This window comes from Vulcanibacillus modesticaldus (assembly GCF_001730235.1).
GTDB lineage: Bacteria > Bacillota > Bacilli > Tepidibacillales > Tepidibacillaceae > Vulcanibacillus > Vulcanibacillus modesticaldus.
Genome location: NZ_MIJF01000001.1, coordinates 15,363 through 39,083, shown reverse-complemented (window position 1 = coordinate 39,083; position 23,721 = coordinate 15,363). Strand labels below are relative to the sequence as shown.

The 23,721-nt window shown below is 33.9% G+C and carries 25 protein-coding genes and 1 riboswitch; of the genes, 4 read left to right on the top strand and 21 right to left on the bottom strand.

Going from position 1 to position 23,721, the window contains the following annotated elements; translation table 11 throughout:
* Positions 1-52: 52 nt before the first annotated feature.
* The 17 genes from BHF71_RS00210 to BHF71_RS00130 form a co-directional block, all read right to left on the bottom strand.
* Entirely contained in the window at positions 53-397 is a 345-nt protein-coding gene (locus BHF71_RS00210; RefSeq protein WP_084024035.1) for a deiodinase-like protein, read from the bottom strand.
* A gap of 12 nt (positions 398-409) precedes the next feature.
* Positions 410-673: a peroxiredoxin family protein gene (locus BHF71_RS00205; RefSeq protein WP_069655679.1), complete on the bottom strand. Its 264-nt coding sequence runs from the start codon at positions 671-673 to the stop codon at positions 410-412.
* A gap of 54 nt (positions 674-727) precedes the next feature.
* A complete protein-coding gene (locus BHF71_RS00200) occupies positions 728-2,155 on the bottom strand; it encodes a peptidoglycan DD-metalloendopeptidase family protein (protein ID WP_069655678.1) in 1,428 nt (475 codons plus the stop codon).
* A gap of 141 nt (positions 2,156-2,296) precedes the next feature.
* Entirely contained in the window at positions 2,297-2,860 is a 564-nt protein-coding gene (locus BHF71_RS00195; protein WP_069655677.1) for a hypothetical protein, read from the bottom strand.
* 28 nt (positions 2,861-2,888) lie between these two features.
* Positions 2,889-3,140: an SHOCT domain-containing protein gene (locus tag BHF71_RS00190; protein ID WP_069655676.1), complete on the bottom strand. Its 252-nt coding sequence runs from the start codon at positions 3,138-3,140 to the stop codon at positions 2,889-2,891.
* Positions 3,141-3,430: 290 nt separating this feature from the next.
* Complete coding sequence (locus tag BHF71_RS00185) at positions 3,431-5,923, bottom strand: FtsX-like permease family protein (protein ID WP_069655675.1); 2,493 nt, start codon at positions 5,921-5,923, stop codon at positions 3,431-3,433.
* Positions 5,924-5,936: 13 nt separating this feature from the next.
* Entirely contained in the window at positions 5,937-6,683 is a 747-nt protein-coding gene (locus BHF71_RS00180) for an ABC transporter ATP-binding protein (RefSeq protein WP_069655674.1), read from the bottom strand.
* Between the two features lie 96 nt (positions 6,684-6,779).
* A complete protein-coding gene (gene rnc / locus BHF71_RS00175; RefSeq protein WP_069655798.1) occupies positions 6,780-7,472 on the bottom strand; it encodes a ribonuclease III in 693 nt (230 codons plus the stop codon).
* Positions 7,473-7,497: 25 nt separating this feature from the next.
* Positions 7,498-8,739 (bottom strand): beta-ketoacyl-ACP synthase II, encoded by a 1,242-nt coding sequence (gene fabF / locus BHF71_RS00170; protein WP_069655673.1) that lies wholly within the window; start codon positions 8,737-8,739, stop codon positions 7,498-7,500.
* Between the two features lie 161 nt (positions 8,740-8,900).
* Positions 8,901-9,134: an acyl carrier protein gene (locus BHF71_RS00165; protein WP_069655672.1), complete on the bottom strand. Its 234-nt coding sequence runs from the start codon at positions 9,132-9,134 to the stop codon at positions 8,901-8,903.
* A 53-nt stretch (positions 9,135-9,187) separates the two neighbouring features.
* On the bottom strand, positions 9,188-9,928 hold the full coding sequence (gene fabG, locus BHF71_RS00160; protein ID WP_069655671.1) for a 3-oxoacyl-[acyl-carrier-protein] reductase: 741 nt from the start codon (positions 9,926-9,928) through the stop codon (positions 9,188-9,190).
* Positions 9,929-9,931: 3 nt separating this feature from the next.
* Entirely contained in the window at positions 9,932-10,885 is a 954-nt protein-coding gene (fabD, locus tag BHF71_RS00155; RefSeq protein ID WP_084024031.1) for an ACP S-malonyltransferase, read from the bottom strand.
* Positions 10,886-10,901: 16 nt separating this feature from the next.
* The gene (locus BHF71_RS00150; protein ID WP_069655670.1) at positions 10,902-11,891 is read right to left on the bottom strand and encodes a beta-ketoacyl-ACP synthase III; all 990 of its coding nucleotides are present in this window, start codon (positions 11,889-11,891) and stop codon (positions 10,902-10,904) included.
* 46 nt (positions 11,892-11,937) lie between these two features.
* Positions 11,938-12,918, bottom strand: coding sequence for a phosphate acyltransferase PlsX (gene plsX / locus BHF71_RS00145; protein ID WP_069655669.1), 981 nt, complete (start codon positions 12,916-12,918; stop codon positions 11,938-11,940).
* 11 nt (positions 12,919-12,929) lie between these two features.
* On the bottom strand, positions 12,930-13,511 hold the full coding sequence (gene fapR / locus BHF71_RS00140; RefSeq protein WP_069655668.1) for a transcription factor FapR: 582 nt from the start codon (positions 13,509-13,511) through the stop codon (positions 12,930-12,932).
* A gap of 212 nt (positions 13,512-13,723) precedes the next feature.
* The gene (gene rpmF / locus BHF71_RS00135; RefSeq protein WP_069655667.1) at positions 13,724-13,897 is read right to left on the bottom strand and encodes a 50S ribosomal protein L32; all 174 of its coding nucleotides are present in this window, start codon (positions 13,895-13,897) and stop codon (positions 13,724-13,726) included.
* Positions 13,898-13,983: 86 nt separating this feature from the next.
* Entirely contained in the window at positions 13,984-14,502 is a 519-nt protein-coding gene (locus BHF71_RS00130) for a YceD family protein (protein ID WP_069655666.1), read from the bottom strand.
* A gap of 99 nt (positions 14,503-14,601) precedes the next feature.
* On the opposite strand from BHF71_RS00130, the gene BHF71_RS00125 reads away from it, so the two are divergent.
* Positions 14,602-15,804 carry a nucleotidyltransferase gene (locus BHF71_RS00125; RefSeq protein ID WP_069655665.1) on the top strand — a complete coding sequence of 401 codons (1,203 nt, stop codon included), beginning with the start codon at positions 14,602-14,604 and terminating at the stop codon, positions 15,802-15,804.
* Here BHF71_RS00125 and BHF71_RS00120 read toward each other — a convergent pair.
* Entirely contained in the window at positions 15,788-16,882 is a 1,095-nt protein-coding gene (locus tag BHF71_RS00120) for a SepM family pheromone-processing serine protease (protein WP_069655664.1), read from the bottom strand. The two genes, BHF71_RS00125 and BHF71_RS00120, sit on opposite strands and share 17 nt — an antisense overlap.
* Positions 16,882-17,661, bottom strand: coding sequence for a patatin-like phospholipase family protein (locus BHF71_RS00115; protein ID WP_069655663.1), 780 nt, complete (start codon positions 17,659-17,661; stop codon positions 16,882-16,884). Before BHF71_RS00115 ends, BHF71_RS00120 begins: the two co-directional genes overlap by 1 nt.
* Before the next feature lie 126 nt (positions 17,662-17,787).
* Between BHF71_RS00115 and ylbJ the strand changes: the two genes are divergently transcribed.
* Positions 17,788-19,035, top strand: a complete 1,248-nt coding sequence (gene ylbJ / locus BHF71_RS00110; RefSeq protein WP_069655662.1) for a sporulation integral membrane protein YlbJ — start codon at positions 17,788-17,790, stop codon at positions 19,033-19,035.
* 16 nt (positions 19,036-19,051) lie between these two features.
* Here ylbJ and coaD read toward each other — a convergent pair whose 3' ends face one another.
* Together coaD and rsmD are read right to left on the bottom strand one after the other, a co-directional pair.
* The gene (coaD, locus tag BHF71_RS00105) at positions 19,052-19,534 is read right to left on the bottom strand and encodes a pantetheine-phosphate adenylyltransferase (protein WP_069655661.1); all 483 of its coding nucleotides are present in this window, start codon (positions 19,532-19,534) and stop codon (positions 19,052-19,054) included.
* 37 nt (positions 19,535-19,571) lie between these two features.
* A complete protein-coding gene (gene rsmD / locus BHF71_RS00100) occupies positions 19,572-20,129 on the bottom strand; it encodes a 16S rRNA (guanine(966)-N(2))-methyltransferase RsmD (RefSeq protein WP_069655660.1) in 558 nt (185 codons plus the stop codon).
* Between the two features lie 409 nt (positions 20,130-20,538).
* Positions 20,539-20,732: riboswitch (cobalamin riboswitch) on the top strand.
* A gap of 145 nt (positions 20,733-20,877) precedes the next feature.
* Here rsmD and nrdD point away from each other — a divergent pair.
* Entirely contained in the window at positions 20,878-22,839 is a 1,962-nt protein-coding gene (nrdD, locus tag BHF71_RS00095) for an anaerobic ribonucleoside-triphosphate reductase (RefSeq protein ID WP_069655659.1), read from the top strand.
* 73 nt (positions 22,840-22,912) lie between these two features.
* Positions 22,913-23,575, top strand: a complete 663-nt coding sequence (locus BHF71_RS00090; RefSeq protein ID WP_069655658.1) for a radical SAM protein — start codon at positions 22,913-22,915, stop codon at positions 23,573-23,575.
* The last annotated feature ends 146 nt before the right edge of the window (positions 23,576-23,721 follow it).

Sequence of the window (23,721 nt, the reverse complement as noted above, 5' to 3'; positions counted from 1 at the left end):
TAATAAAATAGCTTAGCTACCTGTCGCACAGATTCGCTAAGCCATTTTGTTTTTATCTATTAAATATTTTGCCTAAAAATTCATCTACTTCTTTTGCATCTGTCCAGCGGTTATGATAAATCACTTTTCCTTGTGGATCGATAATATAAATCATATTAGGTGCTCCCCCATATAATTTGGAAACCTTCCTTGGAACCTCATCAATTAATAGGGGTATCTGCATTTTTGTTTCATTTTTTAATTTACGAGCCAAAGATATACGTTCTTGCAAGTTCTTCGGTTGTTGGATATTTTTAAAGATACCTTGCTCTGGGTGGGGTTCTATCTGATAAATCACAAAAAAACCAAGCTTTTCTTTCCATTTCTTATAAACATTTTCCATAGATGCTAACTGCATCCGATATGGTGGTCAGGTATAGGCTCCAAATTCTAATAAAACATATTGACCTCTTAAATCAGATAATCGAAACTTGTCTCCCTCTAACGTTGACAGTTCAAAATCAGGGGCAGTAGAACCAACCGGTAAAAACTCTTCAAAATCATCAATATGAACATCTGGACTACTTTTATAGTCCTTGGTTTCTTTAATGACTTTTTTAATATCTTTATAAAATTTGAAGTTAAATAATAACTTTAACAAACTTTTAAAAGTATTCGGTGGTCTTTTATGCACCTTTAACATCCCCTTTGATTTAATATAATAGGGTATTGAAACAACTATTTCAGTTTACCTACCCTCTAAAAAACTTAAAGGATCTTTAGCAACGTTGTTTACTTTTACTTCAAAATGTAGATGCGTTCCTGTTGACCATCCTGTATTACCCATGATTCCGATTTTCTGATTCTTTGCAACTACATCTCCAATTTTAACTAAAATCTTATCAAGATGACCATATAAAGTTGTTATTCCTTTTCCATGATTGATGATTATTGTATTACCATAACCCCTTACCCAACCTGCATATGTTACAACACCATTATCTGGCGCTTTAATTGTATAATCACTAACACCTGCAATATCAATACCTTTATGAGTGGTACCCCATCGTGGACCATATTTACTAGTAATTACACCACCAACTGTAGGCCACGAAAAGACCCCTGTACTCTGGACTTGAGGTATTTTAATACCCCTTAAAACAATTTTATCCTTTTCTTCCTCTATTACAACAGTATCAATTACATTTTTTTCAATAACTATACCATTTTCCTTGACTATTGAGTACTTTACTTTCTTCTTTCCTTCTTTTCCCTCTTGAATAGTTTTTCTCTCATTTATGTACATTGAACTATCATTTCGATAGATTACTTTATATGGTATAGTCTCAATTTGAGTAACAATTTCACTAGTCTTTACTGTTACATAAGGAGTTAACGCTGTAACATTTAGTACATCCCCGATACGAATTAATTCGCCTTTTATATCAGGATTTAATTGATATATTTGAGCCGTAGTCAACCCATGAGCGGCAGCTATCTCTGAAATTGTATCACCCTCTTTAACTACATATTGCTTTTCTTCTAATGTTCCCTTTTGAAGTATTTCTTGCATCATAGATTCAGACATAATCTGTTCTGGTAGAACTTGAGTCACTTTTGTACTAATATTTTCTTTAATCTCAATATTTTTCACCTCAACATTCTTATCTGCTATATTATTTGAAGCAGCTACAACTTTATTCTTTTCTTGGTTAGAGATATAACTATTTTTAATATCATTCAAAATCTTCTCGACTGTTGCTTGATCTTTTACAAACCCGATTAATTTACCATCAACATTAACTGCAACAGCTTCAGCCTTAAAAGACAAACTATCTTTTAAAGCAGATAAAGTCTTTGCATTATCAAATTTACCTTTATATTTCTTCTCCACTTTATAGGTTATATCATTTTTTAGAGCTAAATTGATATTCCCATATTGTTCTTTTTTTTCATCGAGCTGTTCGTCAATCCATTTCTCAATAACCGCTTTATCATTGACCGTTCCAATTTCTTTACCATCAAGATATACACGATATAAAGTTACTGCATTAGCTTGATATTGGAAAATACCCAAAGTTAGAACAGCAAAGAGACCAATACTTATGAAGAATGCCGATTTTTTTTTCTTTTGAAAATAATTACTAAAGCTTGTCCAGTTATAAGTTACTTTCATAACTTCCTCCTATCATAAAAATTTAGTACACACCTTTATATTATAAGGGAAGATTATCAATAAAATATAAAGAAAATATGGAGAAAAAAAAACATCAGCTATTTACAGAAATTTGTAAATAGCTGATTCGAAAAAAGTTGTTTAGTAATTCATCATTCCACCATAATTGAAGCCTCTAGAGGAACCTCTATACATACTGTTATAAAAATCTTGGAAATCATCTTCATCTAAATCTGGGTTATACTGTTGCATATATTGTCCCATTTGATTAAAATTAATGTTTTGTCCTTGCATAAAGTTTCCCATTTGATTATAGTCTAGATCATAATCTTCCATGTAATTCCACATTTCTTCGAAATCCATTCCAGAATTCATAATTTCTAACATATCATCAATTTCTACACCTAGTTGATCCATGAAATTAAACATTTGTTCAATATCGACTCCAAATTGACCCATAAATTGATACATTTGATCTAAATCTACTTCACCATCGAATTGCTGTCCCATATAACGGTACATGTCTCCCCAATTGAAGCTTTGTTGACCCATAAATCCATTTCCAAAATTTTGTGATTGAATAAAACTGTAATTATCATTTAAACCTTTTCCAGCGTAATTAACACCATGAGCATAAGTTACATAAGCTGTTGTACCAAATACTAAAGCTAACGCTAATACTCCTATTAATAATCTTTTATTCATTCTTCTCACCTTCTCCTTTTAATGATCTTTATTGTAATTTCTTTTTTAATTCTTCGTATTCTTCTGAGGTAATTTCACCATTAGCTAAACGTTTTTTTGCTATCTCTAAAGCATCAGAATATGTATTGTTTGTTCTGATGACTGAACCTCCGGAATTTTGTTGAGCTTTGATAATAAGGTAAACAACTAAACCAATAATTATTAAACCAAAGAACATCATTCCAAATCCACCTCCTATTCCACAATTATTCAAAAATCCATATCCATAACTAGACCACATTTCTTATATCCCCTCCTTATTCTGAAGTTATTTTCTATCCTTATCATAACCAGAGTTTATGAAGCTTTTATGAAGAACTAATAATTAATTGTTTTTGCTTTGTTTAATTATAAATTAACAGCAGATTATGGAGAAAAAATGGAATTAAATAAAATTAAAAAAAACCAAGGATCAGTCCTTGGTTATATAATTTACATTTTCTGTTTATTTGTGATTTTTATACTTTCCAATGTGCTCCTGTAGGTGAAGGAAAGGATTCCTTGACTCCTAAATAGAATTCTGAATCATTATTACTTATTATCCTGTGTTAACTCTAAGGAAATATTCGTTTTTCCTAATTTATTTGCAAAAGGAATAAAAATAACAAACGCCAATCCTAACATAGCCGTCACAATGACCGAGATAAAAGTATAGTCAAAATTTACACCAGGATCCATTAAACTTAGAAAATAAGTAAAAAGCACCCCTCCAGTAATACCAAGTATTAATCCAATGAGGATATAAAGAATGACCTGTGTTAAGATAACTTGAATAATTCCTTTTTTACTAACTGATATTGTTCGCAAAATAGCTAACTCTTTCCTTTTAGAATTAATATTGTTAATCAGCGTATTGAATACCCCTAACATGATACTGAGCAACATGACGACGATAACAACTATAAAGATAGACCATCTTTGGAAAAACATTTGTTTTGACTGTTCCAACGATTGTTCATAGCTATTAAATTGTAATTGTGCCGGATATCGTGTTTTCAACTCTGCTAATTCTTGTAGTGTAGTCTTTGGATCATCCGAACTTACAAACACTTTATTAAAGAAGGTATGATCAGTTCTATACGTTGTGTTCTTCCAGTCCATATAGGCGTCATAATATGAACCTGGCAACTTTTCAACAATGTTCGCCACAATTACTGTACCAGATGGTATTATTTTCTGAGCCGAATCTAAGTACAGACCTAGTTCAATTGTATCTCCTACCTTAAGTTGATGTCTGTCTGCAAAATTCTTAGTTACAATGATAATATTGTCAACTTTTTTGGGAAGGGTTGGCAGTAATCCTTGTTTCTCCATTTCCTTCAAATCTCCCATTGCATAATTAAAGGAAACGTAATTATTACCTTTCTTTAATTCAGCAACTGCAGTTCTACTTAGCGTACTAGCTCCTTTCACAGTCGTCATATCTTTAATCGTTTTTTGTATCTCAAACGGATTAATCGTCGAATTGGCACCTACACGACTTGTCACTACGATATCTGTTGGGTATTGTATTTTCAAATATCGTTCCTCGTTCTTTTCATTAGTTTTGAACAACGCCGACCCAAAGACAGCTATAATCATCATTGTACTAATAGTTAGTACGATAAACGTATTCTTCCTTACTTGTGGTATTACGTTTTTGACTGCAACATAGGATACATTGCCAAACAAGAATCTCAAAATCGGTAATAACCTGGTTAAGATAGGTGACAGATAGATCGGAAACAATCTAAATATTCCAAAAATCAATAAAAATGCAGCAATCAACAGGGGTAAAGCTTCATTATTACCTGAGGTGGCAAAGATTTTCCCGTAGATGATGAAGAAAAAACCGCTAATCAGTAGAACTTTTCCCAGTTTTTTACCTAATTTCTTATGGTAAAAGTCATTTTGTTCATTCTCGCGTATAATTTTTAACGGTAACACTTTCGCACTTCTAAAGGAGGGAATGAACATGAACATTTCAATAATTAACATGCTAATAAGCATCACGACGATAGCTATAGCATAATTAAATTCCAATACACTACTCTCAAAAGAAAATAACTTTTCAAACCACTTTAGCAAAAATTTATGGCTAACGAGTGAAAGTAAAAACCCTAATACCGCACCTACAATATTGATTAGACTACTTTGTAGCAATACAACTTTAAACATTTGTTCCGTTGTTGCTCCAAGCGAGCGCATGATAGCAAATTGATTTCTATATTTGTATAAAAACGTTTCAAAATTCGAGATTATTAATAATGAGGTGACAATTAATATGAGAAACGATAAAACTATCATAAATATATTTAAGGAGTCTAAATTACTTTTTAAATATTCGTCTTCCTCAGTCACATCAATTCTTATATCCGGATCAATCTGTCGAATATGATTGGCTAACGATAAAATATCTGTATTCTCTTTTGCTTTAATTAAAATGTAGGTTACTTCATTGTTTATACCGGTCTTTTCATATATGTGCTTTTGAACCGTTTCTCTAGATAAAATAAGTATATCTGGAGCAAGTCCGGTAGCACCTAAATCGGCTAACACTTCCTTCACCATAAATGGCTTATCTTCAATTAATAAGCGATCTCCTGTTTGAACATTCAAGGCTTCAGCTAGTGAATTATTGAGACTTACTTCATGTTCGTCTATATCTTGATTAAAGTGATACTTACTTTTTGCCAATGAGTCACTTTCTACACCAACGGTATACACATCTGCATTTAATTTATTGACTTTAAATCGGGTAACTAACACACCTGAAAACTGTTGAATATTTTCTTGTGATGTGATCTGATTGAGTAAGGACTTATCTATGATTTTATTTTGATTCAAGTTATAGCCAACCGATAAGTCCATGTCGCCATACATTTTTTTCATTTCATTAATAAGCGATTGTTTGGCATTGACGGCAAAAACACTCATGGTAATGATTAAGGATATGGACAACATCACACTAATAATAGACGACCATGCAATAAATTTATTCGCTTGAAAAAAACGTAACGATAATCCTTTAATTGACTTGATCATTGTGAATTCTCCATTATCTTCTAAATTTTTTAAGAATATTGTCCATATTCTTTTGTCTATCAGTGCATTTATATAAGTCGACAATTTGTCCGTCATGAAAGAAGAGTACCCGATCGGCATAAGCGGCAACATACGGATCATGTGTTACCATGATGATACTTTGATTAAATCTATTTTTCATATCAACTAATACATTTAAAATGTCAGTTGATGTGTTAAAATCTAAATTGCCAGTCGGTTCGTCTGCTAATACGATTGGTGGTTGTATAATAAGCGCCCTGCCAATTGCAACTCGTTGTTGTTGTCCTCCGGATAGTTGAACAGGCCGATGTGATCTCCAATCAGTCAAGCCAACAAGTTCCAACATTTGCTGGACTTGTTCGTCGATTTCTTCTTCTTCTGTTCCTTTTAAGATAAGAGGTAAGGCAATATTTTCTTCTACTGTCAAATCTTTTAATAGATTAAAAGATTGAAAGATAAAACCGATATTTTCACGGCGATAATCTGTTGCGTATGGTTCGGTAAACATATTTTTATTCACTTCACCATTTAGCGTAATTGTTCCCTCATTCGGTTCGTCTAGTGCACCAATAATGCTGAGTAATGTACTTTTACCTGAACCACTCGTTCCCATAACAGCAAGCAACTCACCTTTGTACAAGTCAAAGGATACATTTTTTAAGGCTTTGACTTCGTAACCAACTCCTTTATATGTTTTTGATAAATTATTGACCGATAACACAACATGATTTTTGCTCATATTACACCGTCCCCAATTGAATTACGTATTTGTTATATGTAAAAGCGACCCAAATACTTGTCATTTGGGTCGCTTCTCTGTGGAGATATTCTTTTTTTAATCCTTGACTACTCCCAATTTAATCAAAGCCTGATGTGCCGCCTGTTGTTCAGACTCTTTTTTACTTTTACCTACACCTTTGCCAAAATACTTACCACCGATTAGTACTTCAGAATGAAACTCCCTATCATGGGCTGGGCCTATCTCATCAACGATTCGATATACTATATTTCCTAAGTTGTCATGTTGTACATATTCTTGTAATTGACTTTTAAAATCATGTAATTGATTATAGTACCCATGATCTACCTTAGGAAATACGTATTTCTCTAAAAATCGTCTAACTGACTCGATACCCTGATCTAAATATAACGCTCCAATAAAGGACTCAAAAACATCTGCTAATAACGCTGGACGATGTCTACCTCCAGTTATCTCTTCACCTTTACCAAGCAAAATATAATTTCCAAAATTAAGGGATTCAGCAAAATCTACAAGTGAGGCTTCACACACTATGGCCGCCCTTAATTTAGTCATTTGACCTTCCTTCATATTCGGAAAAGTCTTGTACAGATAATCTGAAACAGTTAATTCTAAAACGGCATCCCCTAAAAATTCTAACCTTTCATTATCCTGCAAATGTCTGTTTTTATGTTCATTTACATAAGAGGAGTGAGTAAATGCCTGTTTCAAATATTTCTGATTGTTAAAGAATATACCTATTTTATCCTGTAAAGCTCTGAAGTCAATTGCCAATTATTTTCACCACCGAGTATCATTCTTCGTATTTTTTCATAACAATTGTTGCATTATGTCCACCAAAACCTAAAGAGTTTGAGAGAGCCACTTTGATCTCCTGTTTTCTAGATTCATTAGGAACATAGTCAAGATCGCATTCAGGGTCTGGGTTTTCATAATTGATTGTAGGAGGTATGATTCCATGTGTGATTGCCATAGCAATGGCAATACCTTCTATCGCTCCAGCCGCACCTAATAAATGACCTGTAACACTTTTAGTGGAACTAACTGCAAGTTTATAGGCATGGTCAGTAAATACCGACTTGATAGCCATGGTTTCATATTTATCATTCAATTCGGTTGAAGTACCATGGGCATTGATATAATCAACTTCCTCTGGTTTTATATTAGCACGTTTTAGTGCAAGTTTCATAGCCCGAGCTGCACCCTGGCCTTCTGGCGCTGGAGCAGTAAAATGATAGGCATCTCCGGTTGCACCATAGCCAATAACTTCTGCATAAATCTTAGCACCGCGATTTAGAGCATGGTCTAATGATTCTAAGATGAGAACTCCTGCTCCCTCACCCATTACAAATCCATTTCTATCCTTATCAAAGGGGCGACTAGCTTTCTTTGGTTCATCATTCCTAGTCGATAGGGCTTTCATTGAAGAAAATCCTGCAACTGCTAATGGAGCAATGGTAGCTTCAGCTCCGCCTGCAATCATTACATCAGCATCTCCACGCTCGATCATTAAAAATGCATCACCTATTGCATGGGTACCGGTTGCACATGCAGAAATAGGAGCATAATTTGGACCTTTTGCACCAGCAATAATTGAAACTTGTCCTGAAGCCATGTTACTAATCAACATCGGAATAAAGAAAGGTGAAATACGTTTTGGACCTTTATTTAATAATACAGTGTGTTGTTCCTCAATGGTTTTTAGTCCACCTATTCCTGAACCAATGTACACTCCTACACGTTCAGCATTAGCTTCATTGATTGTTAAATCAGCATCTTTAATTGCCATTTTTGAAGCTGCGATGGCAAATTGGGTGAAGCGATCAAGCCTTCTTACTTCTTTCTTCTCAATAAAATCTTCAGGTTTAAAATCCTTTACTTCAGCAGCTATTTTAACAGAATAATTTGTTGTGTCAAACTGGGTAATATAATCGATTCCTGAAATACCATTAACTAATGAGTTCCAAAAGGAATCTAGATCATTGCCAACTGGAGAAATAACCCCCATACCGGTCACTACAACCCTTCTCTTCATGCCAACACCTCCATACAATAATTACATCTATCTATAAGTTCAATTTGATATGAACTAACATCCTTATTTAATGATAAAATATATTAGATAAAAAGTATAATAATGACAAGTCATCTTCATTGTGGAGAAAGTCCCGTTATAAAGTACGGGACTTTTTTTGATTATTGATGAGATTTTATGTATTCTACTGCATCTCCAACAGTAGAAATCTTCTCTGCATCTTCATCATCAATTTCCATATCAAACTCATCTTCTAACTCCATAACCAATTCTACAATATCTAAAGAATCTGCCCCAAGATCATCTTTGAAGGAAGCTTCCATTGTTATCTTTTCTTCTTCGACGTCTAGACGATCGACGATTATTTTTTTTACACGTTCAAAAATGTCTGCCATGATCGTTCACCTCCTCTCCAAGTATTATACGGGATTATTCCTTAAATTACTAGTTACATTACCATTCCACCGTCAACGTGTAAAACCTGTCCTGTCATATATGAAGCCTGATCAGAAACTAAAAATTTAACAACATTAGCTACATCCTTTGGAGTTCCAAGACGTGCTAAGGGAATTTGATCCAAAAGTTTAGATTTAACATCTTCTGATAAATTTGTTGTCATATCAGTTTCAATATAGCCAGGAGCAACTGCATTCACTGTAATTCCTCTAGTTGCCAATTCTCTTGCTAAAGTCTTTGTTAGTCCAATCACCCCTGACTTGGCAGCAACATAATTGGCTTGACCAGGATTACCTAAAACTCCAACCACAGATGAAATATTGATAATTCTTCCATATCTTTGTTTCATCATCGGTCTTGAAATTGCTTTACTTAAAAGGAAAACACTTTTTAAGTTAGTGGCAATAACTTTATCCCAATCTTCTTCTTTCATTCGCATTATTAGATTATCTCTGGTTATTCCCGCATTATTAACCAGAATATCTACCTTTCCAAAATGAGATAATGCAGTAGAGATTAAATTATCCACCTGTTTACTATCAGATACGTCAGCTTGGATTACTAACGCTTCTCTTCCCATTTCTCTAATCTGCCGTGCAACTTCTTCTGCCCGTTCTTGATTGCCGACATAATTTATCACAACATTAGCACCAGATTCAGCTAAGGTTAATGCAATCTCTTTGCCAATACCCCGTGAAGCACCAGTAACTATGGCTACCTTTGAATTTAACATCGGTTACTCCCCACCCTTTACTTCTAACTCTTCGATAAAAGATTTAAATGACTGTACATTTTCAATAGAAAAAGTTTTAACATTACGATTAATCTTCTTAATCAATCCAGCCAAAACTTTTCCTGGACCTACTTCTATAAATGTATCAACACCATTTTCAATCATCCATTCCACCATATCTGTCCATAGCACAGGTGAAACTACTTGCTCAATTAAATTTTCCTTAATTGATGAAGGATTAGATTCTGGCTTGGCATTAACATTCATAACTAAAGGAATAGTAATTTTATTTATTAAAGTTTGATCAACAAGCGGCCGTAAACGCTCCTTAGCAGGTTGCATAAGTCTTGAATGAAAAGGGCCACTTACTGATAGAGGGATTACTCTTCTTGCTCCCCCTTCTTTAGCCAGTTTACTGGCAAATTCTACCCCTTTTACAGTTCCAGATATCACAATCTGATTTGGAGTATTCATATTTGCAAGTTGAACAGAATAACCATCATTTGTCACTTGATAACAGATAGTCTCAAGCTCATTTCGTCCAATTCCCATAATAGCAGCCATAGTACCTTCACCTTTTGCAACAGCTTCTTCCATGAATTGTCCCCGGTTTTTGACAAGTTCTAGCGCATCTTCAAAACTGATACCACCAGCTGCAGTCAAAGCACTATATTCACCTAAACTGTGACCAGCCATATAAGCCGGAGAGATTGTAATTTTTTCTTTGATAACGTTCCAAATAGCAATACTATTGGTAAGGATAGCAGGTTGGGTATGTCTTGTTAAGCGCAATTCATCCTCTGGACCTTCAAACATTAGCTTAGATAGTGGGTAGCCCAAAATATCGTCAGCCGCATCAAAAATAACTCTAGCTGTACTATATTCTTGATAAAAATCCATACCCATTCCAACATATTGTGAGCCTTGCCCCGGAAAAACAACAGCTAACTTTGCCAAACTCCCACTCCTTTCTTTATTTTTTACTATACCATTTTAATATTGCTGCTCCCCATGTTAAGCCACCACCAAAGCCAATTAAAAGGACATTATCTCCGTGATTAATCCTATTTTCAACCACAGCCTCATCTAGTGCTATTGGGATTGTAGCTGATGACATATTACCGTATTTATCGACATTTACGATAACCTTTTCATCATCTAGTTCAAGCCTTTTAGCAGCATAATCAATAATTCTAATATTGGCCTGATGTGGAACAAGGAGGTCAATATCTTCTTTCTTCAAACCCGCCTTTTCAATAACTCGAATTGAAGCCTGTTCCATCGTCTTTACTGCGAATTTAAAAACCTCTTGACCATTCATTTGGATGTAATGTAATCCTTGAGCTACCGTTTCCTCAGAAGCAGGGAGTCTAGAACCTCCTGCTGGTTGCTTCAAAAGATTACCACCAGAACCATCTGCGCCAAGTTCAAAGGATAATAATCCATATCCTTCTTCAACAGGACCAAGTACTGCTGCTCCAGCTCCATCACCGAATAATACACAAGTATTTCTATCAGTCCAATCGGTGATCTTTGATAAGGTCTCTACTCCAATGACTAATACATATTTGTAGACTCCAGCTTGAATAAACTGTGCAGCTGTAGTAATACCGTATAAAAATCCTGAACAAGCAGCCGACAAATCAAAAGCTGCGGCTTTTTTAGCACCAAGTTTATCCTGCAAAATACATGCAGTGGAAGGGAATAGGTGATCAGGAGTAACAGTTGCAACGATTATTAAATCAAGCTGTTCTGCGGATATTTTAGCTTTTTCTAGAGCACTTAATGCTGCTTCATAGGCGAGATCGGATGCCGCCTGTTCTCTAGTAACAATCCTTCTTTCTTTTATCCCTGTTCTACTAACAATCCATTCATCACTAGTATCCACCATTTTCTCTAAATCAAAATTAGTTAAAACTTTTTTGGGAAGATAAGAACCCGTTCCAAGAATACCTACATTCATTTTAGATTCCTCATTTCAAATCGTTATTTCATAACATTTAATTTTCTCAAATCTCACTTTCGATTTTCTTTGTAACTTCACTTTTTAAAAATGCTCTAGCTTGACGTACAGCGTTCATGATAGCTTTAGCATTTGATGAACCGTGTGCTTTAATAAAAGCCCCGTTAACACCAAGCAATGGTGCTCCGCCTACTTCCGTATAATCCATCACTTTTTTTAAATTTTTAAAACTCGGTTTCAACATTAATGCCCCTAGCTTTGAGAGAAATGTTCTTGTAAATTCAACCTTTAGAAGTTGAAAAATCGAACTTGCCAGTCCTTCTGTTAACTTTAGTACAACATTTCCAGAAAAGCCGTCAGTAACTAAGACATCACATATCCCTTTTGGTACATCTCTTGCTTCAACATTACCGACAAAATTAATCGGAAGTTCCTTTAACAACGGAAAAGTTCGTTTCATTAAGTCATTACCTTTGGTATCCTCTGTACCAACATTAAGAAGACCGATCCTAGGATTTTCAAAGCCTAGAACCGATTCAGCGTATACCTTCCCCATCAAAGCATACTGCACAAGATTTTCCGGCGTTGGGTCCATGTTGGCCCCCATATCTAAAAGCAATACACCATTTTTACCAGTTGTAGGCAATACCGATGCTAAAGCCGGCCTATCAATCCCAGCTAACCGCCCACCTATTAATAATCCAGCTGTCATGAAAGCTCCAGTGTTTCCTGCTGTTATTACAGCGTCTGCTTTGTTCTCTCTTACCATCTTTGCAGCAACAACTAGTGAAGAATCTTTCTTCCTCCTTACAGCTTTAACAGGTTCATCTTCTGTATAGATAACTTCAGTCGCATTAACTAACGTTATATTTGAAGGTACATTAGATGGTAAATATTTATTTACTTCTTCCAATTGACCGACCAAAACCACTTCAATATCATCATAACGCTGAGCCGCTAGAATAGCCCCTTCAACATTACTTTTTGGTGCATTGTCACCACCCATGGCATCGATAACTATTCTCACAATTACTCCTCCTATTCTGTTTTAAATTCATTAGAACGATATACAGTAAAAAGACCTTTAAAAACTAATTCGTTATTTACATAAGTGTTAACTTTTATTTCACTACGCTCACCACTAGTGCTTACTACCTTTGCCTTAGCAATTAGCCTCTCGTTCAAATAAACAGGTCGGATAAAACGAATATCTGCTTTTGCAGTTAATGCAATTTCTTGGTTAATTAAAGCAACTGCTAAAGAATTTGCTTGAGCGAAAATATAATGCCCTCTTGCAATCCCTGTCTTTTTGAAAACTTGATCTTCAGTAATCTCCAGTAAAGAAATTCCGAATTGATCTAATTGAAGGTCAATTATTTCTCCAATTACCTCATTTAGGTGTAGCGATTTTACATTATCAAAAGTTTTTGTAGCCATCTTTTTCATTCGTTCCCTAAGTTCTGGAATTCCTAATTCCATTCGATCTAATCGAATGGTTTGGATGCTTACGTTAAATTTCTTTGCCAAATCTTCATCTGTAATAAAAGGATTATTCTCTATGTAATCAACTAATTTTTCTTGTCTTTGTTTTTTTGCTAAACGTGAGATGACAACCACCACCTAAATTTATAACCTATTTTTAGTATCAGGTACTAATTAAGTATATAAAAAAAATCATTTTATTTCAACTATCGAAAAATAACTAAAACCACATAAGTAATGAAACCAGCAATTTTTCCGATTAAATAGATAAAATAAAAAGCTTCAATCATTTCACATGACGAAGCTTTTATTGATTAGTACAAACGTAAAAATACTTATTATATAAAATATTATTCACTTACAACTTCTTTTCCTTTGTAAGTACCGCAATTCTTACATACTCGATGAGCTAATTTATACTCACCACATTGTGGGCACTTAACCATACCAGGAACTGATAATTTGTAGTGTGTACGACGCATGTCACGACGAGTTTTAGAAGTTCTTCTAAAAGGTACTGCCATTATTCCCACCTCCTTGGCGTAATAAATGAAAATATTTAATGAAATAAATTATTAAACACAAACAGCAATGCCAAACTATATTTTACTCAATCAGCATCATCTTGGTCAAACCATTTAGCCAACTCTGCTAGTCTTGGATCAATTGTTTCAGTCTCACATTCACAATCAGTCTCGTTAAGATTTGTACCACAAACCTGACACAGACCTTTACAATCTTCATCACAAACAGGTATGTAAGGTACGTCCAAAAGCATGGCTTCTTCAACAATAGAGGTGATATCAATTTCATCGGATTCTAAAGGACGGATATTCTCACCCTGTTCCCAATCCACATCAACATCTTGAGGAACAAGCACCTCTTTAAAATCACTCTCTAAATGAAAATCAAAAGGTGTTAAACACCTTGAACATTGTAACTTTATGGTCGCCTTGACCTTTCCTTCAATTGTGTAAACATCAGCCATCTTACTAGCTGAACCAATAACATTAACAGGTGAAATCTCAATAATTTGATTGATTTCTTTTGCTAAATGATTTAAGTTTTCGGTATAATTGAAATCAAGTGATCCGTTTTGATTGTCAATCTCCCAGATTCTTATTTTCATGGTTTTCACCTCAATGGACAACAAAGTTTATTATATATTATTGCTTTAAAATTTGTCAATCATAGATTCAATTAGTTTATTCACCCGGAGGGGATTATTGTGTCTACACTTGGGATAATAGTTGAATATAACCCTTTTCATAATGGTCATCTATTTCATTTTCAACAAGCAAAGAAGATAACAAAGGCCGACACAACCATTGCTGTTATGTCAGGTTCGTTTTTACAACGAGGTGAGCCAGCAATTATAGATAAGTGGACGAGAACAAAAATGGCTTTAGCTCAAGGAGTCGATTTAGTTATTGAATTGCCTACTATTTATGCTACACAATCAGCAGATTGGTTTGCCTATGGTGCCACTTTCTTACTTGATCAGTTGAACGTCGACCATTTAGTATTTGGTAGTGAAAGAAATTCACTGGATCTTTTAAATGATGTATCAGATCTTTTGTTAAATGAAACGACGAGGTTCAAAAAGCATCTAAAAGAAACATTATCATTAGGGCATTCTTACCCAAAAGCTTTAGCATTATCCATAAATCACTTTTTAGGAAAGGAAGACATAGAAATAACCCAACCCAATGATATATTAGGTATTCAATACATCCTGAATTTAAAAAAAATGAATAGTTCAGTAAAAGTACATACAATTAAAAGAGAGTATGCTGGTTATCATGACCCTAATATTTCCTCTCACCCAATCGCAAGTGCAACAGCAATTAGAAAGAGTATCTTTACCAATAATAGTTTGAAAGATATTTTATCCGTTGTACCTAATAGCACGTACCAACTACTAATACAAGAATTCAAACAAAATAGATTCAATTCTTGGGATAATTTTTTTACTACACTACAAATAATGGCAACTGGTAAGGACAAATTAGAATTAAGTAATATTCATGGAATGCTTGAAGGACTCGAAAATCGCATTAAACAACAACTTTTAGCAGCAAGTTCTTTCTCTGAGCTGATGAACCTTCTTACAACCAAGAGATATACTAAGACCAAAATCCAGCGAACGTTACTTTATTTATTGCTAAATCTTACTAAAGACAAGGTGCGCTCACTAAATGTAAAAAAAGGACCGCAATATATACGAGTATTAGGTTTTAATGATGTTGGTAGAGCATTTTTACGAAGAAAAAAACATGATTTAAATTTACCATTGATCACCAACATTCCTAGAGACAAACCGTTAATGTTAGAAATAGATATTAATGCAAGTAAAATTTATGAAGCAGGATTTAAAAACCCATCAATGATTATTGACGAATACAAGCAAGCACCTATTTATTGGAAATAGCTACCGGAGTTTCTTTCACCGGTAGCTGTTCTAGATAATTTATTGCATCACTTATTGTTGACACTGAAATGATTTTCATAGGACTACCCAAATCTTTGTTCGAATTTTCAGCGTCCCTTTGGTTTGTATCATTCACTTCTGTATCTTTGGGGACAAAGAAAATCTCAGCCCCTTTCTCATAAGCTGCTTTAACCTTTAATCTAGCACCACCGATTTGCCCAACAATTCCATTTGGCGTAATTGTTCCCGTTCCAGCAATTTGATACCCTTTTGTTAAATCATTTGGGATCAATTGGTTAATAATTTCCAATGTGAACATTAGTCCTGCTGAGGGCCCCCCGATGTCTTCTGTCTTAAAAACTATATTTTTGGAAGTTATGACCTCTTTCTCCTCTGATGGATAAATACCTAAGCCTACCTTTTTTGAAAAATTGTTTTGATCATCATCTACCAAATTAACTAAAGGTATCTTAGAAGTACGAATCTCCTCATCCCTTATGTAAGTTACGTTAATTATTTCTCCTTCTTCTTTTTCTTTAAAATATGAAAGAAGATCATCTGTTCTTTTAATTTCCCTATCGTCTACTTCAATAATTAAATCCCCGACTTTCAAGATTTTTTCACTGGGCACCCCTGACAATAAGCCCATAACTACAATACCTTTATCTGTAACTTCAATAGGTAGTTTTAAATAATTAAATGCGGCAATAATTGAATTTTGTTGAGATTCGCTCATAACTTTCAATTGTCTTTTAGTATAATCTTCAGGATCTTCGTCATCAGACATTATATATTCTTTAGGGATTAATTCTGCATTTTTACTAAATTGTGAATATATAAATGATGATAATGTTCCTGGCATGACCTTAACTGTGGTCAACATAAAGTTTCCAGATTCCTGATAACCACCCTTTACTTCCACTAATGAATTTAACTCAATCGCTGAACCGGGCATGGAAACGTAGTACGGTACGGGAATATAAAAAGATATAAAGATTAAAATAATAATACCTATAAAAAAGCGTTGTGATCGTTTAACCTTTGATTTATTTAAATTTAATTTCCTTGGGTTAACCATCACTTCTCCTCCCAATTATTAATCAGTTGCTTAATTTCACCAATTGATTGACTAGCTCTAAGGTATCCTTCTTCAATTATTTCTTTTACATTTGTAAAAGAAAGAGAGCTTATGTGTCCTACATCAGGTCTAATTATATAATCAGCACCAACAATTTGACGATGATAATTTTCTCTTTCCATAATATCTATTGTTTGAGATATTACATCAAAAATATTTTTCACTTCCATCTTCGCATCGTATAAACCAACATCAACAGCGATGATAAATTCTGCCCCTAAATCCTTTACTGACTGAATCGGAACCCTTTCGACAACCCCTCCATCAACAAATAACTTTCCATTAACTCTTTCTGGTACAAAAATTCCGGGTATCGAAATACTAGCTCGAACTGCCTCATATACTGGGCCCTTGTTAAAGACATATCTTTCCCCATTCTCAATATCTGTAGCTACTATTGCTAAAGGTATAGCCAAATCTTCAATATTTTTCCCATGAGTAAGTATTCTTATAAGTTCTTTCACCTTTTCTCCTTGGATAAACCCTATTTTAGGAACTGTTAAATCTAACCAATGCTTTCGTCTTAATGTTACCGCTAATTTTTCTAACATATTGAGATCAATTTTATTCGCGTACAAAGCTCCTATAAGACTCCCCATACTACTACCTGAAATAAAATCAATAGGAATTTGATGTTCCTCAAAAACTTTCAATACCCCAATATGAGCCAATCCCCTAGCTCCTCCCGAACCTAAAGCTATCCCTATTTTAGGTCTCATAAAATCACCTCAAATCAATAATATGCTCTATGTGATATTACCATGTTGGGAAAAATAATCATTTTATTTGGTCTAAATAAGACAAACATAACGTAGATATTTAGAAGAAAAGTAAGGAGGTTGTCTATGAACACCTTAACTAACACTAGAAATAATTATATTAAGACCTTAGCTTTTGGAATAATTATACTAATGTTAGCCGCATCAATTATCACCTACCCTGATGAAGCTTTTAAAGCCTCTTTAAAGGGACTAAAAATTTGGTGGGAAATCATCTTCCCTTCATTGCTACCTTTTTTAATCACTTCGGAAATTTTATTAGGTTTAGGTATCGTTCATTTTTTAGGTGTATTACTTGAACCATTGATGAAACCATTATTTAATGTCAAAGGTGTAGGAGCTTTTGTTTTAGCGATGGGATTTGCTTCTGGTTATCCAATGGGAGCAAAATTAACGTCACGTCTTAGAGAGCAAAATTTGATTACCAAGACAGAAGGAGAGCGACTTGTTTCCTTCACAAGCACTTCTGACCCATTATTCCTATTTGGAGCAGTTGCGGTTGGTTTTTTCAATGATGCAAGATTGGGAGCACTGATTGCAATTATTCATTATTCATCAAGTATCGTTATAGGTTTTATAATGAGATATTACAAAATAAATAAAGATAGAGAACATAATGCAACAATGACAGAAAAAAATTTAGATGGGAATATTATCATTAAGGCTTTTCAGGCTATGCACGAAGCCAGAATAAAAGACGGACGAAAATTCGGTACCTTAATGGGAGATGCTGTTATGTCCTCTATTGAAACCCTCCAGATGATCGGCGGATTTATCATGATTTTTTCAGTTGTACTCACAATTTTAACCAAGCTACAGATAACTTTACTGATGTCGATATTAATCAGTAAGATCCTAATGATTCTAGGTATTTCTACTGATTTATCTAATTCGATAATATATGGTCTTTTTGAAGTTACATTAGGAGCTAAGTCAGCCAGCGAAGCAGCAAGTAGTATCCCCATGGTTCAGAAAATTGCAATAGTTAGTGCAGTATCCGCATGGAGCGGGATCTCTGTACATGCCCAAATTGCAGCTATATTACAGAAAACAGATATCAAATATATGCCCTTTTTATTCGCAAGGATAATTCACGTAATAATTGCTTTTTTGTTTGCAGGAATCCTATGGAATTATCTTAATCTAGAATATTTAAGTGGGAGTTTACCAGTCTTTCTATTTCAAACACCAGCTCATCCTCCATTTTCGATCTGGTTAACATACACTTACATCATTAGTTACTCGATCATTTTTCTTTCCATCATGTTATTACTCGCGATGCTTATGTATTTTTATAGAAAACGATTAAATTAAAGACAACTTCATACTACTACTTGGTAATGAATTTTCCTTTAAGAGCATTTTCAACCACTTCAGGCACTAAATCATTGACAGAACCTTGATGTCTTGCAACTTCCTTAACAATACTAGAACTTAAGAAAGAATATTTATTGTTAGTCATCATAAAAAACGTTTCAATGTTTTCATCCAGTTTTCTATTAATTGAGGCCATCTGTAACTCATACTCAAAATCTGAGACTGCTCTTAATCCTTTTATAATCGTATTCGCATTTTTTTGTCGCATGTAATCGATTAATAATCCATGAAAACTATCTACTTCCACGTTCGGCATGTCTTTGGTTACTTCCTTAATAAGTTCAACTCTTTCTTCCACTGTAAACAGTGGATTTTTATATGGATTGATTAAAACTGCAACAGTCACTTTATCAAAAATCCTTGAACCCCTTTGAATAATATCCAAATGTCCATAGGTTACCGGATCAAAACTTCCTGGATAAACAGCATGAATCATATGAATACTCCACCCCCTAAGTTAATCAGTGAAACTGTTAGATAGACTCATTAAGATAGACTGTTACCCCAATACTCCCATATGATGTCTGTTTAATGACTTTTAAAGATTCTATTTTATCTGGTAAACGTAATTTGGCATCATGTTCAGCCACAATGATTCCACCTGAACTGACTAGATCACTTGTTACTAAATTCCTAATTATCTTTTCTAATATTTCCATCTTATATGGAGGATCTAAAAAAATAAGATCAAAAAGAAGTTGTCGTTTATTTAAAGCCTTAATAGCCCTCTTAAAATCATTTCGATATACTTCAGCTCTATCAGTAAAACCACACATTTCAAGATTTGCTTTTACGACATTTACACTATTACGGTCATAATCAACAAAGATTGCGTGATCCATTCCTCTACTTAAAGCCTCAATCCCTAATCCGCCCGTGCCTGCAAATAAATCTAAGACCAAACCTCCATTAAGATAAGGACTAATCATACTAAATAATGCCTCTTTGACTTTATCAGTAGTAGGCCGGGTATTTTTTCCTAATACAGATTTTAACGCTCTTCCTTTTGCAATTCCAGCAATTACTCTCATTAGTTACCACCCTCTTTAAAGCTCATAATCTATGGTAGCACATTCAAGTCATTAGGTAAAATAAGTTAGCAAAATTCGATGATTTTTAGAAAAAAATTCATTAAAAAAGTATAACTTGATAAATTTAGGTAATCATATAATTAGCGATACCTTAAAGGTGTTGCTGATAACCGCGGAGAAGACTTACGTTTCCCCATAAGCTCTTCCTCCGGTTTCTCCTCTCCCATTTCGTTGATGCACATCAAGTGCATTGACCCCGCGGGGAATGCCCTGCGGGTATTTTTTTATGCTTAATAATGCTAATAGCTCTTAAAAAATTCTTGCAAATTGGACACTCATGTAGTTTAATATAGTCTGAACACAATATTTTGTGTTTGTAATCACTCGACAACGGAATATATAGTTTTGTTTTTATGCAAAGGGTTAAGGTGTCAATACGACTTAATAGGGAATCTGGTGAGAATCCAGAACTGTTCCCGCAACTGTAAGTGCTTACGAAATGAGCATACCACTGTATAAGTTACTTTATTGGTTCTTATATGGGAAGGGCTCAAAGTAGGATTAAGCACGAGTCAGGAGACCTGCCTTAACGCTTGTTTCATCTTCTTCGGGAGTTGAGAAAATGGAACGATTGTATAAATGGGATTACTTTTGTTTTAGCTCATTTATATACTCGTCCAGCCCACTCAATTCCTAGTTGAGTGGTTTTTTTATATGATTGATAATTAATGAAACTGGGGGAGTTTAAATGTTTAGTAATTCCAAGGAAATCATTGAAAAATTTATTTCGAAGGATGAAGACAAAAGGACAGACTACTTAAAAAGAGAAAATAGCAACTACGTCTATTCTCTGCCACTTCTAAGACTCAACCTAACCAACTTTGCAGAAGAAAATCATCTTATGGATAACATCCTTCCCAAGGAATTGGTAGACCTATATCATGAAGGAATTGTCTATATTCATGACAAACAACTTAGCCCTTATTGTGTTAGTATAAGTTGTTTAGACGTTGCTTTAAAGGGAATACCTACGTTGGCCAAAAATATGCTCACCTCAAAACCAGCAAAAAGATTAGATACATTACTTCGCCATTTTAGTAACGTAGTTACTCTTATGTCTCAACAAGTATCTGGAGCTGTAATGCTTTCCCAAATGACGGCAATATCAGCTTCATATTTATATTTTGAAGAATTAGAAACTGGTAAAAAATATACTGATGACGAGTTAAAACAATTATTTCAAAGTTTAATTTGGGAATTAAATATGCCACTTCGTAGTGGTTCACAATCAGCATTTTCAAATATTACTCTCGAATTTGGAAAACCTTCAGAGGAAATTAAAGAAGAATATGTAGTCGTTGCAGGTCGTCCCAAAAATATACAGTACAAAGATATTCCAGCGATATATTTTGATCGGATCAATAAAGCGATCATTGATGTAATGGCTGAAGGAACCGGTACAGGTATCCCCTTCACCTTTCCATTGATCACCGTTCAAATAGATGATCATTTTAATTTTAATAATTCATTATTTCTTTACCTGCTCGAAAAAATGTATAACTGGGGAGGCGTTTACTTTGAAAACTTTAGAATGACTCCTTTTGAAAACGAATACTATAAAAAGTTAAACCCTCATATTAAACCAAGAGATCCACAAGTAAACCGTTCATTATGTTGTAGACTTCAAATAGATTTAACCTTACTTTCTAAAGTAGGAAGTGGAATCTTTGGTAGTTCAACAGGCTCAACCGGTGCTGTCCAAGTTCTGAATTTGAACATGAACCGATTATTAATGGAATTTGGGCATGATAAAAATTTATTAAAGAAAAAAATAAAGGAATACATGGAAATTATGCAAGAAGGCCACCAAGCAAAAAGAAAATGGATAGAAGAAAATAAAGAGCTGTACCCAACATTTTTTGCTTATAACAGGGGTTTGAAAAATTATTTTAACGTATTCTCAATTACAGGTATGCATGAAGGTTTAATTAACATAGGGTATAAAAGCGGGATAAAAGATAACAATGGTCGAATGTTTGCACATGAAATAATGCAATACATAACTGACATTGTAAATGAATTTATTGTAAGAGATGAAGTAGCTTGTGGAATTGAATATGCACCAGCTGAAAATGCAGGAATTAAATTAGCACGTCACGATGTAAAATGGGCAAAAGCAAAAAATAGAGATATTTTTGTTCAAGGTTATGGAGATGATATTTATCTCACTTCAGGAGCCATGCTGCCATTTAGTGATGAAGATTTTCTCGCTCAAATAGAAAATGCCGCTGAATTCCAGGGCTATGCAACATCAGGCAGCATATTACACCACTTTTTAGAAACTAAAGTTTCTGCTAAGCAGTTGGCAGATTATATTGATAAAATATTTCAAAAACCAATCAACTATATTACTTTAACTCCAACCCTTTCAAGTTGTATGTCTTGTGGACAACAAATTGTCGCAGAAGATGCTAAAAATCTCTCGATATGTCCCGTCTGTGGTAGCGATGATATTGCAACATTTAGTAGAGTTATAGGATATGTGAAAATGATATCTAGAAAAAATATCAAAGTGGATGAAAATGGATTTTATCAAGGACAGTATAATTTCTGGAGTAATGCGAGAAGACATGATTGGAATCAAAGAAAAAGATTTAAAGAGGAAATAATCAATGAGTTAAACAAAAATCTCGTACTCGAAAAAGTATAAGAATTACCTATGGATAATATTTGTTTATGAAAGGGGGGTAGATTCCTCTTTTTAAATTAAGAGGATCAAAAAATTGAAATTTTACAAAAATCTGATCAGAACTTTTAATGACTTACCTGAATATACCTCGGTACTAATTCATTCGTTAGTTGGATGTAATTTTTATTGCTACGGCTGCCATAATTATGGTGAAATAGTTGCCAAAAAACATAGTGAATTTTTTACATCTGAAGATATCATTGAACAGATCAAATTAAACGGCTTTTTATTTAACGCCATTATTTTCAGTGGAGGGGAATTTTTAATAGAAGATTTTAATTCCATAACTAAGTTACTAAAGGAACTTAGAGTAATTTTTGACGGTAAAATTATCATTAATACCAACGGCAGTTTCCCAGATAAGATAAAATATTTACTAGAATTTCAATTAGTAGATGGATTTCATATCGATATGAAACTACCATATCATGCTTTAGATATTAATAAAGACCAGGAAATATATAAATCGATTATCGGATTTAAACCTAGCCAAAGATTAATTAATAATATGTTATCTTCCATCGAACTTATAATTGAAAACAACAGTCCTATAAGTCAGGTAAGAACGGTTAAATATCCTATTCTTGACCAAGATTTTTTTTCTGAAATTGAAAGTTATATTGTTCAATTAAATAAAAAATTTAATTCCAATGTAACGTACAAGCTGAATGAATTTTTAATAAAGACTAATACATGAATAGTAATTTTTAAACATAAAATATAGAGAAAAAAACAAAGGCACAATAATAGCCCTAATGGGTTATACTTGTGCCATAATTACCACTTTATCCTAAATCTCAGTTTCCAAATTATTAAGAGTTTTAATCTTATTAATCTCCATAT

Excerpts from the sequence above, each read along its gene's own strand:
- BHF71_RS00210 (WP_084024035.1), bottom strand. The coding sequence starts at position 397 with ATGCAGTTAGCATCTATGGAAAATGTTTATAAGAAATGGAAAGAAAAG.
- BHF71_RS00200 (WP_069655678.1), bottom strand. The coding sequence starts at position 2,155 with ATGAAAGTAACTTATAACTGGACAAGCTTTAGTAATTATTTTCAAAAG.
- BHF71_RS00195 (WP_069655677.1), bottom strand. The coding sequence starts at position 2,860 with ATGAATAAAAGATTATTAATAGGAGTATTAGCGTTAGCTTTAGTATTT.
- BHF71_RS00190 (WP_069655676.1), bottom strand. The coding sequence starts at position 3,140 with ATGTGGTCTAGTTATGGATATGGATTTTTGAATAATTGTGGAATAGGA.
- BHF71_RS00185 (WP_069655675.1), bottom strand. The coding sequence starts at position 5,923 with ATGATCAAGTCAATTAAAGGATTATCGTTACGTTTTTTTCAAGCGAAT.
- BHF71_RS00180 (WP_069655674.1), bottom strand. The coding sequence starts at position 6,683 with ATGAGCAAAAATCATGTTGTGTTATCGGTCAATAATTTATCAAAAACA.
- fabF (WP_069655673.1), bottom strand. The coding sequence starts at position 8,739 with ATGAAGAGAAGGGTTGTAGTGACCGGTATGGGGGTTATTTCTCCAGTT.
- BHF71_RS00165 (WP_069655672.1), bottom strand. The coding sequence starts at position 9,134 with ATGGCAGACATTTTTGAACGTGTAAAAAAAATAATCGTCGATCGTCTA.
- fabG (WP_069655671.1), bottom strand. The coding sequence starts at position 9,928 with ATGTTAAATTCAAAGGTAGCCATAGTTACTGGTGCTTCACGGGGTATT.
- BHF71_RS00150 (WP_069655670.1), bottom strand. The coding sequence starts at position 11,891 with ATGAATGTAGGTATTCTTGGAACGGGTTCTTATCTTCCCAAAAAAGTT.
- rpmF (WP_069655667.1), bottom strand. The coding sequence starts at position 13,897 with ATGGCAGTACCTTTTAGAAGAACTTCTAAAACTCGTCGTGACATGCGT.
- BHF71_RS00130 (WP_069655666.1), bottom strand. The coding sequence starts at position 14,502 with ATGAAAATAAGAATCTGGGAGATTGACAATCAAAACGGATCACTTGAT.
- BHF71_RS00120 (WP_069655664.1), bottom strand. The coding sequence starts at position 16,882 with ATGGTTAACCCAAGGAAATTAAATTTAAATAAATCAAAGGTTAAACGA.
- BHF71_RS00115 (WP_069655663.1), bottom strand. The coding sequence starts at position 17,661 with ATGAGACCTAAAATAGGGATAGCTTTAGGTTCGGGAGGAGCTAGGGGA.
- ylbJ (WP_069655662.1), top strand. The coding sequence starts at position 17,788 with ATGAACACCTTAACTAACACTAGAAATAATTATATTAAGACCTTAGCT.
- coaD (WP_069655661.1), bottom strand. The coding sequence starts at position 19,534 with ATGATTCATGCTGTTTATCCAGGAAGTTTTGATCCGGTAACCTATGGA.
- rsmD (WP_069655660.1), bottom strand. The coding sequence starts at position 20,129 with ATGAGAGTAATTGCTGGAATTGCAAAAGGAAGAGCGTTAAAATCTGTA.
- nrdD (WP_069655659.1), top strand. The coding sequence starts at position 20,878 with ATGTTTAGTAATTCCAAGGAAATCATTGAAAAATTTATTTCGAAGGAT.